The sequence below is a fragment of the Pseudoduganella lutea genome, from assembly GCF_004209755.1.
Classification (GTDB): Bacteria; Pseudomonadota; Gammaproteobacteria; order Burkholderiales; family Burkholderiaceae_D; genus Rugamonas; species Rugamonas lutea.
Genome location: NZ_CP035913.1, coordinates 7,351,120 through 7,365,831, shown reverse-complemented (window position 1 = coordinate 7,365,831; position 14,712 = coordinate 7,351,120). Strand labels below are relative to the sequence as shown.

The following is a 14,712-nucleotide window of genomic DNA, read 5'->3' as shown; positions in this document are numbered from 1 at the left end:
ATGTTCAACAACACGAAACTGAAGGAGGTCCTTCACCGGACCTACCTGGCCCCGTACAAGCTCCAATCGGACTACGCACGGGACAACGCCCAGGAGGTCGCAGCACTGGCCTCGATGGGGTACATCACGACCTACGAGCTGCCCCGCCAGTTCGGCAATAAGTGGCGCATCACGGGCATCGGCCTGGAGAAGCTGCGGAAACTGGGTGCCCTGTGAAGCGGCCCCAGCTCATCCACATCCTTGGCCGGGACTACTCGATCACATATGAGTTGGACGATGGGGACTACGGTTCCTGCGACACCATGCAATGCGAGATCGAAGTCCGCGAGGGAATGCCCCGAGTGGAGGAACAGGACACCGTTCTACATGAGGTGATGCACGCGGTGTGGGCTCTCATGGACATCGGCAACCGCAAGGTTGAGGAACACGTGGTCCGTAAAATGGCCACCGGCCTCCTGCTGGTCCTGCAGCAGAACCCCGACCTGACCAAATATCTGGTGAAACCTGAATGAGGATCGCCCTCATTGATGCGGACGTGAATGCGTTCCAAGCCGCAGCGGTGAACGAGAAGTCCATCGACTGGGGTGATGGGGTCCACACCCTCCATGCCCACGAGGAGGACGTTATCAAGTCCTTCCAGGCATCCATCAATTCCATCCAAGCCGCTACGGGTGCCGATAAGGTCATCCTCGCGTTCTCCGATGATGATCGTTCGGCCAACTGGCGGTTGAAGGTACTGCCTTCCTACAAGGCCACACGAGCTGGCCAGCGGTCCCCAATGCTGCGCAAATTCATCACCGCCTGGGCACGTGAGAACTATGAAACGTTCACACGTCCAACCCTGGAAGGTGACGATGTGCTGGGCATTCTGGCCACCCGCTCGAACCCTGCCGGTGATGAATACATCATCTGCACGATCGACAAGGACATGAAGACCGTCCCCGGCCACCACTACAACTTCGGCAAGAAGGAGTTGTTCGAGGTTACCGAGGAAGAGGCCGACCGCTGGCACCTCGTTCAGACCCTCGTAGGCGACTCTACGGACAACTACGCGGGCTGCCCAGGGATGGGCTACGACACCGCCGAGGAGTTCCTGAACGACCCGTACATCTGGACTCAATACGAGCACACGTTCAAGTCCGGCCCACGGAAGGGTACTACGGAACTACGCTGGACGAAGGAGCCCCTGGGCAACTTGCCTATATGGGAAGGCGTGGTCTCGTGCTTCAACAAAGTAGGGCTGGGCGAAGAAGAAGCGCTGGTCCAAGCCCGAGTGGCGCGCATCTGCCGCGCATCGGATTACGACTTCAAGACAAAGAAAGTGAAATTATGGAACCCAAGTTCAAAGTAGGCGGGCGCGTCAAGTACATCGGTACGCTCCTTAGCGTTCCGAAAGGAGCCTCGGGGACCGTGCTGAGGCACTCGAACGAGGACGATGTTCGCGTAGTGTTTGATGGTATTTCCTCATCCCGCACCGACAACTCGTACGGGGTTTTGCCCGAAAACCTGGAACAGGTGGAGTGCAACGGGTGCGACCCAGCCGAAGGGTTTTGCCGCTATTGCCGTGAAGTAGCTAGCAAAGCGGTCAGTGCGGGTTCGACTCCCACTGACTCCGCCACAAAACCCACGAACCCCAAGGACGCCATCGGTTCCACCAAGCTGGGCCTCGATGTCGTTCCGGACACCCTGAAGGTCTACGCTGCCCTGGCGTTCACCGAAGGTGCCTTGAAGTACGGCTCGATGAACTGGCGTGTTGCCGGTGTCCGTGCGTCCATCTATAAGGCCGCGCTGGAGCGCCACCTGATGAAGTACTGGAATGGCGAGTGGGCCGACCCGATCACGGGCGTGCCACACCTGGCCTCCGTCATCGCCTGTGCGGGCATCATCCTGGACGCTAACGCGGCCGGCATGTTGACCGATGATCGCCCACCGAGCATCCCTCTGGCCCGCATCGTGGACAACCTGGAAGCAGAAGTGAAGCACCTCCACGAGCTGTTCAAAGACAAGCACCCTCACCACCACATCGAAGCAGACAAGCTGGGCCCGATCATTCCTAAATGACTTTCGGGTCAGTAGCACAATAGGATTATCGAGCCATGAAACAACCATTCCCTTTGGTCCCCAAGGTTCTCTTGGAGTCCCTCGAAAACCATTTCCGGGACACCGTTCCCAATAACCCTGAGACAACCCTGGAGGACTTCAAGCTCCTTCAGGGGCAATTGTCCGTGGTCCGGTTCCTGCGCAAGCAATACGACGACCAGACCAAGAACATTTTGGAGAATTAATCCATGTGTATGTCGTCACCCAAGGCCGCACCCCCGGCCCCAGCACCGGCCCCTCCGCCTCCTCCGATCCAGCCGACCATCCTGCAAACCGCAAAGTCCGAAGGATCGAAGAACGCGAACGCATCCGGCGCAACGAAGGGCCGCCGATCCCTGCGCATCGACCGTGCCCAAGCAAGTACGGGCGGTGCCTCGGGCTTGAACCTCCCGACCACCTAAGGACTCATGGCTACGAAATCAGCCGCTTCCCTGTATGCGAAGTGGAAGACGGACCGCGAGCCTTTCCTGAGGCGAGCCCGCGATTGTTCGGCCCTGACTATCCCGACCCTGCTGCCACCCGATGGCCACTCCAGTGCATCCGACCTGCCCACTCCGTGGCAGTCCATCGGTGCCCGTGGGGTGAACAACCTGGCAGCCAAGATGCTGATGTCCCTGTTCCCGGTGAACAGTCCCTTCTTTAAATACTCCATTGACGACTTCACCCTTGAGGAGCTGACGCAAGCCGAGGGTATGCGGGCGAAGGTGGAAGAGGGCCTCAATAAGATCGAACGTGCGGTACAAGCTGAGGTGGAAGCCTCTGCCCTCCGTGTCGCTGCGTTCGAGGCGTTGAAGCACCTCATCGCAGGTGGCAACTCCCTCCTGTTCCTCACGGACACTGGCTTGCGGGTATTCCACCTGCACCGTTACGTGGTCCGAAGGGACCCGATGGGCAACGTGCTGGACATTATCGTGGAAGAGGAAATCGACCGCGATCTCCTGCCGGCCACGATGGTCCTCCCTGAGGACAGCGGTAGGGACAAGGACGAACCAGTCAAGATTTACACCTGGGTGAAACGTAACGGAAAAATATGGAACGTCCACCAGGAAGTGAAGGACCTCAAGGTTCCAGGCTCCGAGGGTACTTACCCACTGGACAAGTCCCCGTGGCTCCCCGTTCGGTTCACCAAGATCGACGGCGAGAACTACGGCCGTGGCTACGTGGAGGAATACCTGGGGGACCTGAAATCCCTCGAAGGTCTCCAGCAGGCCATCGTGGAGGGTGCCGCAGCAGCAGCCAAGATTCTGTTCCTCGTGAACCCTAACGGGGTGACCGATATGGACGACCTGGCGGATGCTGAGAACGGTGCGTTCCGCGAAGGTATGGAATCCGACGTGTCAGTCCTGCAGCTCCAGAAGTACAACGATTTCCGTGTCGCTGCTGAATCGGTAAGCGAAATCTCTGCCCGCCTCTCGTATGCGTTCCTGCTGAATTCAGCAGTCCAACGTAACGGTGAGCGGGTGACGGCTGAGGAAATCCGGTACGTGGCAAACGAGCTGGACGCAGCCCTGGGGGGCATCTATGCATTGATGTCCCAAGAGTTACAGCTTCCCCTCGTGAAGCGCCTCATCTATCAGATGGAGCGACAGAAACGCCTCCCGGTCCTCCCGACCAAAGCAGTCAAGCCAGTGATCGTCACAGGCTTGGAAGCAATTGGCCGGGGCAACGACCTCACGAAGCTGGAGCAATTCATCGCGGGATTGGAACAGATTCCCCAAGCGGCCCAGCGGATCAACTGGGGCGACTACATCACGCGCCGTGGCACCGCCCTCGGGATGGACCTCAAGGGCCTCATCAAGAGTGATGAGCAGGTGGCACAGGAAGAACAGGCGGCCCAGCAAGCAGCAATGCTGCAACAGGGTCTTTCCCCGGCTATCAACCAAGCCGGTCAACTTATGAAACAAGGAATGAGTAATGGCCAAAACCCAGCCCAAAGCTGATGGCGAGAACACCGAGAAACCTGTGGTGATCGTGGAAGACTCTACGGTGCAACTGCAAGAACCCCCGAAGCCCACCAAGGCCGAAACCCTCGTGGTGAACGGCCATGAAATGACATTCGAGGACTACTGATGACGGAACAAGTAACCATCAAGCAGCCGGCCCCGGCCGAAGATCAAGCTCACGTTGCCGCCATGGTGGCCAAGGTGGACGGTACGCCGACCCCTGAAGACCCTGCGGCTGCCCCCTCGGGTGATCGTCCGGCTTGGCTTCCGGAGAAGTTCAAGACCCCGGAAGAAATGGCCGCAGCCTTTGCCGAGCTGGAAGGCAAGCAAGCCTCCCCAGCCGAGAAGGCCCCCGAGGTCCCTCCGGTTCCTGAAGGTGGCACCGAACAGGTCTCCCAAGAGCTGGCCGACAAGGGCCTGAACCTGGAAGACTTCTCCACCGAGTTCGCTCAGAAGGGCGAGCTGTCCGCCGAGAGCTACGAGAAGCTGACGAAAGCCGGCTATCCGAAGGCCCTGGTGGACCAGTACATCGAAGGCCAGAAGGTCCTGGGCGAACGCTACCAGGCGGATGTGATGTCCGCTGCAGGTGGTGCCGAACAGTTCGCTGAAGTGGCCGACTGGGCTGCCAATAACCTGACCCCTGCGGAGATCGCTGCCTATAACGAGGCGGTGGATTCCCGTGATCCGGTCAAGGCAAAGCTGGCAGTAACGGGCATCACTGCGAAGTACCGCGAAGCCAACCCTACCGAAGGCAACCTGATCGGTGGCTCCACGAAAGTTGGTGCCGGCGATTCCTACGAGTCCCTGGCGCAGATGACGGCCGATATGGCTACCCCGCAGTACAAAACCGATCCGGCCTTCCGCAAGAAGGTGCAAGAGAAGATCGGCCGCTCCAGCATCATCTAACCATGTGGACCCGAATTAAGGCCCACCTGGTGGAAGACTGGGCGAAGGCCCATAAGTTCCTCTCGGTCCAGCTCGCGTTCCTGCTGCTGGCCCTGGAGACTGCCTTCGATTACCTGCCGGCCGTCCAGCAGTACCTTCCCGCGAACGTCACCACTGTTCTGGCAGCGGCCATCATCGTGGCCCGCGTGCTGAAGCAGACAGCCACCAAGGCGGCGTAATGCCCGCAGTTCCCCTGTGGGCCATATCGGCTCTCAAGTGGCTCCTGATCGGGCTGCTTCTGGTGGGCCTGGGATTCTCCTGGGGTCACCAATGGGGCACTGAAGGGTTCGAGAAGTACAAGGCCGAACAGGCTGAGGCGATCTCGAACCTCAAGGCAAAGTCCGAGAAGATCAACACCGTCACGGTTACCAAATACGTGGACCGCATTCAAGTGGTCCGCGAGAAAGGCGAGACCATCGAGAAGAAAGTGATCGAGCATGTACCGAGGAATACTTGTGTGCTGCCTGCTGACGTTAGGAGCTTGCTCAACGAAGCCGCAGGCAGTCCCTTATCCGTTACCTCCGGAACCGCTGATGCGGCCTCCGAGGCCACTGGAGAAACTCCCAGGAAAGGACGGTGATCCTATCGACGTGGCGGATTTGCTGCCATCCGCTGCGGTGAACTACACGAAGTCCAGCATGAACTCCATCCAACTGGAGGGCCTGCAGGACTGGGTGAGACAGCAGCACAAGGCATCGCTGGGAAGCGAAACCAAGTAACAGGCCATGGGGAGCCTGCCCAAGAATCCCCACCCGTATCTGCCGACCGAATGAAGAAAAGCACAAGTCACACCTGCGCCCCTGCGCGGTGACCACGCTGCAATCCGAAGACACCCACAAGAGTATCTCAGGCCCTCCGAGGAGGACAACCGGACGAGAAAGCGTGTGAGTCCAGGAAAGCCGCTCCAACGACTTTTCAACTCATTCACTGGATTTACATGGCAAATATGACCCCCGCACGTATCCTGCAAAACAACCTGGCAGGTGATGCAAAAGCACTGGCACTGAAGGTCTTCGCTGGTGAAGTACTGACCGCTTACGAAACCAAGCGTGTCGCATCGCGTTACGTGCGTAACCGCCAGATTACCGCTGGCAAGTCCGCATCCTTCCCGGTCCTGGGCAAGGCTTCGGGCGGTTACCACACTCCGGGTACCGAGATCAACGGCCGCCCGGTGGCTTCGAGCGAAGTGGTCATCACCATCGATGACCTGCTGGAATCGGATGTCTCGATTGCCAACTACGACGAAGCGATGTCCCACTTCGACGTGCGCTCCGAGTACTCGTCCCAGATGGGCATCTTCCTGGCCAACACGGAAGACAAGCAACTCCTGCAACTGGCGATCCTGGCCGCACGTTCGGCAGCCCGTATCACGGGTGAGCCGGGCGGTTCGGTAATCACCGCTGGTTCGGCCGGTACCGATGCCGAAGCACTGATCGCCTCGGCTTTCGCTGCGGCCCAGAAGTTCGATGAGAAAGACGTACCGGAAGACGACCGTGCGTTCTTCGTCCGTCCTGCCCAGTACTACCTGCTGGCGCAGTCCACCAAGCTGATGAACAAGGACTGGGGCGGTCAAGGCGTCTACGTCGATGGCAAGGTACTGCGTGTCGCTGGTATGGAGATCGTGAAGACGAACAACCTGCCGTCCGCGAACGTTGCCACCGGCACGACCGATGCCGGCTCGAACAACACCTACGCTGGCAACTTCAGCACCACGGTGGCCCTGGCCCTGCAAAAGGCCGCACTGGGCTCCGTCACGCTGATGGACCTGGCGATGGACGCTGAATACGAGGCACGCTATCAGGCAACCCTGATGGTTGCTAAGTTCGCCAAGGGCTACGGCATCCTGGCTCCGCAAGCAGCTATCGAAATCAAGACCGCCTAATCAGCGATTCAACCTCAAGCCTCATTGGGGGTCCCGGAAGGGGCTCCTGATGGGGCTTTTTTTTATTGGAGACTAGATGCAGATTGTTCAAAGTGACCGTCCCTTCCAGGGACAAGTGTTCTTCCCGCTCCCTCCACATGACTTGACCGCATCGGTACGGGTCAATGGGGTGAATGCCGCCATTTCCAAGCAGTCCATCACCGGCATCACATTGGCGAATCCTGTAAACTCCACCGACGTGGTGGAGGTGACCTACAACACAATCGGTTCGGGCATCTCCGGTGAAATCCGTATGTTGTTCCAGAAGGCCCGAGTGGTCGCCATCGGTGACTCAATTACCTGGTACGGCACGGACGAACTGACGGTGGGCGGCAAGCCCTTCCGGGGGATCACTGAACGGAGTTGGCTGGACCACGCTAACGCGTTGATGGGCCAACGCATGAACATCCTCAACCGGGCAGGTGTATCGGGCGAGCGGATTGACCAGATTCGTGCCCGCTTTACCCGTGATGTTGTCCCATTCCGGCCGACCCTCGTTGTCCTTCAAGGTGGCTCGAACGACCTGGATCAAGGGTACTCCGCCGAGCAAGTGTGGCAGTCGGTGATGTCCACTTATCGGGCGAGCCGTGCCATCGGTGCCGACCTGCTGTATGTGGGCACGGCAGGCATGAACCGCACCAATGCAGGTACGGGCGTGTCTCCTATCGATGGTGTGCAATATCTGGAAAGTCAGGAGTTTGCCAAGCTGCTGACGTATGCACGAAAGGCCGCACGAACCTTGCCGGGCTTCATGTACTTCGATATGGCTGCCATCATGCGTGACTACACCGCATCGACGGGTAGCACGTCGACCGGTGCTGTGATCCCGAACGTGTTGGTTGATTCGACCCACCCATCACCGTATGGTGCTTACCTCATGGGTAGTGCACTTGCCACTTTCCTCACGCCATACATGGCAGGGGTAGTGCCAGATCGCGGAACGCTCAACGGCTACGGCTCCAACGGCGACCAGTCCTCGTTGTTTGGTAATAAGCTGATGATCGGCACTGCAGGGGCAGTTACTGCACCCAACACCGGAAGCACCCCCGACCCGATTAACATCACGCGGTCCGGAAGCATCGTTGTCACCGGGGCATCAACGGTCGCACGTACGGATGGCGGCCCAGGTAAGCAGCTCCTCTTGCCCATCTCGGGCGCAGCAGCCACCACCGATTACGTCCAGTTGGCGGCCAGTGGTGGCTATTCGAAGGGTGCGGGCATCGCCGCGTTCTTCGAGGCAGGCCTGCAGGTCACCGCTGCTACCTCCGGGAACATCCTCAAGACCGTTGCTGAGTTGAAGTTCCTGGACTCCGGTGGCGCTACTCTGGGCACTGTTGCCTTTGGTAAGTCGCACTGGAACGCCACCACGGATGACCTCACCGGCCTGACAGGTACGCCTGACTTCGGTCTCAAACGTACCCCGGAGATGCTGGTACCAGTGGGCACGACAACCGTTGCATTCACGCTCCGGATTCATACCACTGTTGGCGCCCAGTTGACGCTGGGTGTGACTGATCTCGGTGGTTTGGTGGACACGGTGACGCCGAGCCTGAACGCTTTCATGTAACCGCATGCCAACAGCCACCACTCCGACCTCGGAGCTGGACGCTGTCAACTTGATGCTGCAGGTGATCGGAGAGAGCCCCATAAGCTCTCTCTCAGGTCCCCCTGTAGTTGACGCTGTGATCGCCCAACAGGTTCTCGCTGAGACCCTGAGGGAGGTTCAGTCTCAAGGCTGGCACTTCAACACCGAGAAAGAATATCCGCTGGTCCCTTCGTTTGAAACGAACGAGATCAGCGTTCCCCTCAACACTCTGCGAGTGGACACCATAGGCCCCGACCAGGGCATCGATGTGGTCCATCGTGGGACCCGCCTGTATGACCGCAAGAAGCACACCTACGAGTTCTCACGGACCCTGAAGGTGGACCTGGTGGTCCTGCTGCCGTTCGAGGAGCTACCCCAGGCGGCCCGCCATTACATCACCGTCAAGGCTGCCCGGAAGTTCCAGGCGCGAGCGGTTGGTTCGGACACCCTCTACCAGTTCACCCAAGCGGACGAAGTGGAAGCACGGCGCATCTTCAAGAAGGCTGAGGGGGCCACTGCGGACCACAACTTCCTTACGGGCACCACAGTGACCCGCATTCTCCAACGAAGGTAACTTATGCCTCTGGTCTCTTCCTCCATCGCCAATATGGTGAATGGGGTTTCTCAACAACCATACACACTGCGCCTGTCCTCCCAGGCTGAAGTCCAGGAGAACGGTCTCAGCACGGTGGCCCGAGGGCTGAAGAAGAGGCCCCCACGAGGCACATTGCGCGCATCTCCGGGCCTGTCAATCAGGCTTACATCCACACGATCAACCGGGACGACTCGGAGCAGTATGTCGTAATCATCACCGAGGGGACCCTTCGGGTGTATGGGCTCGATGGTACGGAGCACCCTGTTTCCTTCCCCGATGGGGCGGAGTATCTCCAATCGCTGGACCCTGAAAAGGACTTCCGCGCTGTCACCGTGGCCGACTACACGTTCATCGTGAACCGCTCCGTGGTGGTGGAGGAGAACCTCACGCTGTCCCCTGAGCGGCCCCCTGAGGCCATCGTGGTGGTCAAGAATGGCCTCTACGGGAAGACGTACTCGGTGACACTGAATGGCAACACGTACAGCTTCACGACCCCGAACGGGACCACCGCTGCCGATATGCCGCAGACTGCCACGGATTACATCGCCTCGCAGCTCGCCACCAGGATCAATGCCGCTGTGGACACCCATGGCGTCACCTGCAGCCTGGCCGGCTCCGTCCTGTACCTGACGAAGGCGGAGGACTTTAATGTCACCACCTCGGACGGCTACGGCAACACAGCCATGTACCCCATCAAGGGGAAGATTCAGCGGTTCGCTGACCTGCCGAACAATGCGGCCTTCGCGGACTTCACCGTGGAGATCGTTGGCGACAAGACATCGGAGTTCGATAACTACTGGGTCAAGTTCGACAAGACCGAGAACAGCTCCGGTGTATGGCGGGAGACCGTCCAGCCGGGTATCTCGGTGGGCTTCATGCCGGGCACCATGCCCTTCGCACTGGTTCGTGAGGCGGACGGAACGTTCTCCTTCAAGGCCCTCTCCTGGGGCACCCGCAAGGTTGGCGATGAGGGCTCCGCCCCACACCCATCGTTCGTGGGAGGCTCAATCCAGGACGTGTTCTTTTACCGGAACCGCCTGGGCTTCATCGTGGACGAGGCGGTGTGCTTCTCCGAGGCAGGTGAGTTCTTCAACTTCTACCCGAGTACGGTAACGGACCTGCTGGACTCGGACCGGATCGATGTACAGGTGTCGCACACCAAGGTGTCAAAGCTCACGGCCGCGATCCCATTTAGTAAGCAGCTCCTCCTGTTCTCCACGCAGACCCAGTTTGCCGTGGAGTCCGGGGACCTACTGACCCCGAAGACGATCTCGATCAAACCCACCACGGAGTTCGAGTGTAACCCCGCAGCGAAGCCGCAAGGAATGGGCCGCATGGTGCTCTTTGCGACACCTGCAGGGGCCTATTCGGGCGTCCGTGAGTACTTCGTGGATCAGGACTCCCAGACTAACGATGCGGCGGAAGTGACCAGCCACGTGCCCCGGTACATCCCGAAGGGCATCTTTAAACTGGCTGCCGGCCTCAACGAGGACATGCTGTGTGTCCTGACGAAGGGGGACCGGGCAGCAATCTACGTCTACAAGTTCTATTGGTCCAACAACGAGAAGCTACAAAGCTCCTGGTCCCGCTGGTCCCTGGACATCTTCGACCAGGTTCTCAACGTGGACTTCGTGGAGTCCGTGATGTACCTCGCGGTCAACCGGGTGGATGGCCTCTACCTGGAGTCCCTGGACGTTTCCGCCGAGTTCCCGGAGGAGGGGGAGCCATTCCTCGTCCACCTGGACCGCAAGAGGAATCTCCCCGGACAGGTCCTCTTCTACGACGAGGCGCGGAACTACACCTACGTCTTGCCGCAGGAAGTTGGCTACTTCGCTTCTGGCACGCCCGCCTATACGGCAGTGGCTACCACAGGCATTCCTGGCGCGGTCTTCCCTGTTGCCAATGACACTGAGGCTGGAGAGCTGCGGCTGATTATCGGCCCTGGCGACTTAACGGAGTATGACTTCGTGTTCGGCCGCAGGTACGCATTCCGCTACCAGTTCTCCACAATCGTCCCCAAGACGGCAACCAGCAATGGCGGGGAGAAGGCCGACAACACGGCGAGGCTCCAGCTTCGCAACATGCAGGTGAACTACTCGGACACTGGTTACTTCAAGGTTGAGGTGACGCCACAGGGCCGCGACACTTTCACCTATCCGTTTACAGGGAAGACCCTCGGCATGACCTCATCCATCATCGGCTCCATGGCACTGGCGACAGGGACATTCCGCTTCCCCGTGCGTGCCAGAAACACCGACGTGAAGATCGAGATGGTTTCCGACTCGCCATTGCCGTGCGCCTTCCTGAGCGCGGACTGGGAAGGTATGTATGCAAAACGAAGCCAAGGCATCTAAGCCCTACGTCCGCCTGGCGACCCGTAAGGACACCTTCGAGCTGGCCCCAAGGCTTCGGCAGGAGGACGTGGAGGAAGTCTTCCACTCCTCCGGAATGCCCCCCGAGCTGGCCCTCAGGTTCTCCCTCGCGGTCTCGAACATCGCCTATGCGGTGGTTTGGCGTGGCCAAGTGATCGCCCTGTTCGGCATCGCCGGGCAGCTCACGTGGGGCGAGGAGGGCGCTACAGGGTTCCCCTGGATGCTGGCCTCGGAAGAACTTCCGTTGATCCGCAAGAGCTTCCTAAGGGAGTGCCGGGGATACGTGGAAGGCTGGCTGGAGGCCCATGACGAGCTTGAGGGTTATGCCTGGGCAGAGAACCAGGTTCATATCCAGTGGCTCCGCTGGCTGGGTTTCACCATCGACCCCCCGGTCCCGTTCGGGATCAACGATCAACCATTTCAACGATTCTATTTGAGGAAGGAGGACCACCATGTGTGAGCCGACAACCATCATGCTGGCCATCACTGCGGTTACCACAGCGGCATCCATTGCACAGCAAAAGAAAGTGGTGAAGGCCGCGAACAAGGCCACCGACCAGCAGTATGAGAGCAACATGCAGACCTATCGCCAGAACGTGGCAAACCTAGAAGTGAAGCGAAACGAGCAAGCTTCCGACGCTTCGGATCAGATCAACCTAAACAACCGGGCAGCCCAGAAGGTCCAAGCTACCGGGACCGTTTCGGCCGGTGAGGCTGGCGTGGCAGGAACGTCTGTCGACGCCCTGTTGCGCGAGCTGGCTGGACAGGCCGGACTGGACAATACACGGGTGGAGGAAAACCTCCTCCGCGAGAACCGTGCAATAGATTTGCAGCAGGCCAATGCCTTCGGCGGAGTGGTCGACCAGATCAACTCACTACCGGGCGCCCAGATGCCGGATTACGCGGGTGCAGTGCTGAGAATTGGTCAAGCAAGTACAAGCGCCTACGCCGATTATCAGAGAACAGGTAAGTTCTAATGGCGCGAGTTCAGGTTGAATACCAGGGGGGACGCACTGCGCTCCGGGAGTCAAACTACCAAACCCTACAAGCGCCACGAGCCCGCTTAGACCCGCCCGCCTCTACTGCATTCCAGCTTGCACGGGCGCTAGGGGCAATCGATGAGAGGGCACTAGGCGCCTCTCTCCAGACCATCCAGGATGCGCGGGACAAGGAGGCCCAGCAACAGGCCCAGGCTTACGCAAACTCCATGACAGTCGAGGGACTGGGCAAGGCCATCCGGACTGGTGACCTTCTTCCGTCCAGCTCCCCCGCCTTCGCAGCAGCCCTGCAGCACATCTACGGGGAGAACGCTCAGGGCGCCTTCGAGCGGGATACGCTGTCCAAAATCCAAAGCGGGGAACTTCGGTTCGGCTCGCAGCAAGAGATGGACGAGTACCTCACGGGGCACCGTAACGAGACCCTTACTGGCCAATCGAAGTACACCACGGCCGGCTTTGACAAGGGTTGGAACACCTTCCGTGAGCGGGCCATCGGGGCGAACACCCAGGTGGTCAACGCCCAAGCAGTGGAGCGTGGCATTCAGGAGTCTTCGGACAACCTGGGCAACGTGCTCCTGCAGGTCACCGCTCCGGACTTCAAAGGGGACCCCGCGCAAACCCTAGTGGATCGCTATCAACTCCTGCGGAAAACCGCACTGTTGCGTGACGATGCCGCGAAGGAGGCACTGGGTAACATGCTGACTTCCGTAGCTGCAGGTGGCCGTACTGAGCTGGTCCAGGGGCTTCTCGATAAGCAGCTCGATAGTGGTGTGACAGTGGCTGCCGTGGTGGGGGACCTTCGGGCCAAAACCATCCTGCAACAGTCCGAGGTCGTTTTCGACAAAGGCCAGCGGCAGCAGGTCGACGTGGAGATGCGCCCCTTCCTGGCCCGGGCGGATCGCGGCGAGCTGGACGAGAAGAAGTTCAATGAGTGGGCCACGGGCCGCGAGAAGTACCTCACGTCCCAAACCATGCACGCCATCACCAGTTCCAACGCTGCGGCACGTGCACGGCTCCAGAAGGAATACGAGCGTGCCCAGATGGTGGCCGCCTCGGAACGTTCCGTCCTGGAAGCTAACCAGGTGGTTTCTGCTGCGGTACGGACTGGCTCTCCAATTCCCCTGAGCGTGAAAGTCATGTCCCCCACCGGGGAAGTGAAGGACTTCAACGTCAAGGAGGCGGCCCAACAGCACCTCCTCAGTGCAACCCAAGGGATGCCTTTGGGGAAAGCCACGGAGATGTGGGCCACCAACAACGTGGAAAACCCTGAGTGGCAGCGGGATATCCAATCGGGCGCCTCGAACATCGCCTCCGTGGGCTGGAGCTATGACGGTAAGAACATCGGCCAGCTCAACCCTCAGGGGCAGAAGTCCATCGAGACCTTCATGCGCGTCAACGCGACCCATCCAGGGTATGCGGAGAAGCTCGTAGGGGGCGGGAAGGACTACAAGATGCTGTCCGATATCCAGTTCCTCGTAGAGAAGGGTGGGTTCCCGAACGTGTCCGATGCGGCTGCCATCGTGAACCAGGTCACCCGTGCGGACATCAAGTCGTCGGACTACGGCTCCATGGCTAAGGCTGTGGGCGCTGCCGTGGACGATGTGGTGAACCCGCATTGGTATTCGGGGACCGCTTCGTGGTTCTCGGGGATGTTCGGTAACAACCAGGTGAACCTCACCTCGGTCCAATCCGACATCCGCCGCAGGGCCGAGTTGCTCGTGATGTCCGGCCAAGTGCCGAATGCCGAGGTGGCTGTCCGGTCCTCCGTGGAGTACCTCTCGAACCCCGCAGTAACCACGAAGATCAACAACACGCTGTACTTCAATAAGGACCTGCCGGCCGTGCCTAAGGGCGAACAGCCTGGCAAGTGGCTGGAGCGGTTCATCACGGACGTGCCGAGCAAGCTAGCCAAGGACCAGAAGATGTCCGGCGATGTGCGCCTGGAGCCGAACCAGTACGGAGGCTTCACCGCGTGGATCGGTGGGACACCCCTCATCAACGAACGGGGCCAAGTGGTCACCTACCGCAAGGACGAGGTGAGCCAGTGGATTGATGGTGCCTACAAGGGCGATGTCCATGCGGCAGCGGCAGATGCCAACTATGAAGCGTGGAAGGCCCGCGAACGTGCCCGCTCTCTGAAGCTCAGTGAGAAGTTGGGCTCCAAGCCCTTCATCCCAGGTGTCGATGGACTCGACAAATTCTTCACCCGTGAAATTTACGAGCGAAAGCTCAAGGCAGGTGAAATCAAATAAC

General features: G+C 59.5%; 16 protein-coding genes and 1 pseudogene. All 17 read left to right on the top strand.

Annotated elements, in window-relative coordinates; translation table 11 throughout:
- On the top strand, positions 1–216 hold the full coding sequence (locus EWM63_RS30975; protein WP_130189956.1) for a hypothetical protein: 216 nt from the start codon (positions 1–3) through the stop codon (positions 214–216).
- Positions 213–512 carry a hypothetical protein gene (locus EWM63_RS30970; RefSeq protein WP_130189955.1) on the top strand — a complete coding sequence of 100 codons (300 nt, stop codon included), beginning with the start codon at positions 213–215 and terminating at the stop codon, positions 510–512. Before EWM63_RS30975 ends, EWM63_RS30970 begins: the two co-directional genes overlap by 4 nt.
- Complete coding sequence (locus EWM63_RS30965; protein ID WP_130189954.1) at positions 509–1,351, top strand: exonuclease; 843 nt, start codon at positions 509–511, stop codon at positions 1,349–1,351. The genes EWM63_RS30970 and EWM63_RS30965 overlap by 4 nt, the downstream gene beginning before the upstream one ends.
- Complete coding sequence (locus EWM63_RS30960; protein ID WP_130189953.1) at positions 1,330–2,061, top strand: dATP/dGTP diphosphohydrolase domain-containing protein; 732 nt, start codon at positions 1,330–1,332, stop codon at positions 2,059–2,061. The genes EWM63_RS30965 and EWM63_RS30960 overlap by 22 nt, the downstream gene beginning before the upstream one ends.
- Positions 2,062–2,096: 35 nt before the next feature.
- The gene (locus tag EWM63_RS30955) at positions 2,097–2,285 is read left to right on the top strand and encodes a hypothetical protein (protein ID WP_130189952.1); all 189 of its coding nucleotides are present in this window, start codon (positions 2,097–2,099) and stop codon (positions 2,283–2,285) included.
- 222 nt (positions 2,286–2,507) lie between these two features.
- Positions 2,508–4,040: a portal protein gene (locus EWM63_RS30950; RefSeq protein ID WP_130189951.1), complete on the top strand. Its 1,533-nt coding sequence runs from the start codon at positions 2,508–2,510 to the stop codon at positions 4,038–4,040.
- The gene (locus EWM63_RS31960; protein ID WP_165391011.1) at positions 4,015–4,170 is read left to right on the top strand and encodes a hypothetical protein; all 156 of its coding nucleotides are present in this window, start codon (positions 4,015–4,017) and stop codon (positions 4,168–4,170) included. Before EWM63_RS30950 ends, EWM63_RS31960 begins: the two co-directional genes overlap by 26 nt.
- Entirely contained in the window at positions 4,170–4,949 is a 780-nt protein-coding gene (locus tag EWM63_RS30945; protein WP_130189950.1) for a capsid assembly protein, read from the top strand. The genes EWM63_RS31960 and EWM63_RS30945 overlap by 1 nt, the downstream gene beginning before the upstream one ends.
- A gap of 2 nt (positions 4,950–4,951) precedes the next feature.
- Positions 4,952–5,167: a DUF7940 domain-containing protein gene (locus EWM63_RS30940; RefSeq protein ID WP_130189949.1), complete on the top strand. Its 216-nt coding sequence runs from the start codon at positions 4,952–4,954 to the stop codon at positions 5,165–5,167.
- On the top strand, positions 5,167–5,568 hold the full coding sequence (locus tag EWM63_RS30935; protein WP_130189948.1) for a hypothetical protein: 402 nt from the start codon (positions 5,167–5,169) through the stop codon (positions 5,566–5,568). Before EWM63_RS30940 ends, EWM63_RS30935 begins: the two co-directional genes overlap by 1 nt.
- Before the next feature lie 357 nt (positions 5,569–5,925).
- Positions 5,926–6,870 carry a phage capsid protein gene (locus EWM63_RS30930; protein ID WP_130189947.1) on the top strand — a complete coding sequence of 315 codons (945 nt, stop codon included), beginning with the start codon at positions 5,926–5,928 and terminating at the stop codon, positions 6,868–6,870.
- Between the two features lie 76 nt (positions 6,871–6,946).
- Positions 6,947–8,476: an SGNH/GDSL hydrolase family protein gene (locus EWM63_RS30925; protein WP_130189946.1), complete on the top strand. Its 1,530-nt coding sequence runs from the start codon at positions 6,947–6,949 to the stop codon at positions 8,474–8,476.
- 4 nt (positions 8,477–8,480) lie between these two features.
- Positions 8,481–9,068: a phage tail tubular protein A gene (locus tag EWM63_RS30920; RefSeq protein WP_130189945.1), complete on the top strand. Its 588-nt coding sequence runs from the start codon at positions 8,481–8,483 to the stop codon at positions 9,066–9,068.
- Between the two features lie 3 nt (positions 9,069–9,071).
- Positions 9,072–11,443 (top strand): annotated as a pseudogene (locus tag EWM63_RS30915) (phage nozzle protein).
- Positions 11,418–11,921 (top strand): hypothetical protein, encoded by a 504-nt coding sequence (locus EWM63_RS30910; RefSeq protein ID WP_130189944.1) that lies wholly within the window; start codon positions 11,418–11,420, stop codon positions 11,919–11,921. The pseudogene EWM63_RS30915 and the gene EWM63_RS30910 overlap by 26 nt, the downstream one beginning before the upstream one ends.
- A gap of 13 nt (positions 11,922–11,934) precedes the next feature.
- Entirely contained in the window at positions 11,935–12,438 is a 504-nt protein-coding gene (locus tag EWM63_RS30905) for a virion core protein, T7 gp14 family (RefSeq protein WP_130189943.1), read from the top strand.
- 230 nt (positions 12,439–12,668) lie between these two features.
- Positions 12,669–14,711, top strand: a complete 2,043-nt coding sequence (locus tag EWM63_RS30900) for a hypothetical protein (protein WP_130189942.1) — start codon at positions 12,669–12,671, stop codon at positions 14,709–14,711.
- Position 14,712: the final 1 nt, after the last annotated feature.

Bases quoted from the DNA above. Each gene is read 5' to 3' on its own strand.
- EWM63_RS30975 (WP_130189956.1), top strand. From the start codon at position 1: ATGTTCAACAACACGAAACTGAAGGAGGTCCTTCACCGGACCTACCTG.
- EWM63_RS30965 (WP_130189954.1), top strand. From the start codon at position 509: ATGAGGATCGCCCTCATTGATGCGGACGTGAATGCGTTCCAAGCCGCA.
- EWM63_RS30960 (WP_130189953.1), top strand. From the start codon at position 1,330: ATGGAACCCAAGTTCAAAGTAGGCGGGCGCGTCAAGTACATCGGTACG.
- EWM63_RS30955 (WP_130189952.1), top strand. From the start codon at position 2,097: ATGAAACAACCATTCCCTTTGGTCCCCAAGGTTCTCTTGGAGTCCCTC.
- EWM63_RS30950 (WP_130189951.1), top strand. From the start codon at position 2,508: ATGGCTACGAAATCAGCCGCTTCCCTGTATGCGAAGTGGAAGACGGAC.
- EWM63_RS31960 (WP_165391011.1), top strand. From the start codon at position 4,015: ATGGCCAAAACCCAGCCCAAAGCTGATGGCGAGAACACCGAGAAACCT.
- EWM63_RS30945 (WP_130189950.1), top strand. From the start codon at position 4,170: ATGACGGAACAAGTAACCATCAAGCAGCCGGCCCCGGCCGAAGATCAA.
- EWM63_RS30940 (WP_130189949.1), top strand. From the start codon at position 4,952: ATGTGGACCCGAATTAAGGCCCACCTGGTGGAAGACTGGGCGAAGGCC.
- EWM63_RS30935 (WP_130189948.1), top strand. From the start codon at position 5,167: ATGCCCGCAGTTCCCCTGTGGGCCATATCGGCTCTCAAGTGGCTCCTG.
- EWM63_RS30930 (WP_130189947.1), top strand. From the start codon at position 5,926: ATGGCAAATATGACCCCCGCACGTATCCTGCAAAACAACCTGGCAGGT.
- EWM63_RS30925 (WP_130189946.1), top strand. From the start codon at position 6,947: ATGCAGATTGTTCAAAGTGACCGTCCCTTCCAGGGACAAGTGTTCTTC.
- EWM63_RS30920 (WP_130189945.1), top strand. From the start codon at position 8,481: ATGCCAACAGCCACCACTCCGACCTCGGAGCTGGACGCTGTCAACTTG.
- EWM63_RS30910 (WP_130189944.1), top strand. From the start codon at position 11,418: ATGCAAAACGAAGCCAAGGCATCTAAGCCCTACGTCCGCCTGGCGACC.
- EWM63_RS30905 (WP_130189943.1), top strand. From the start codon at position 11,935: ATGCTGGCCATCACTGCGGTTACCACAGCGGCATCCATTGCACAGCAA.
- EWM63_RS30900 (WP_130189942.1), top strand. From the start codon at position 12,669: ATGACAGTCGAGGGACTGGGCAAGGCCATCCGGACTGGTGACCTTCTT.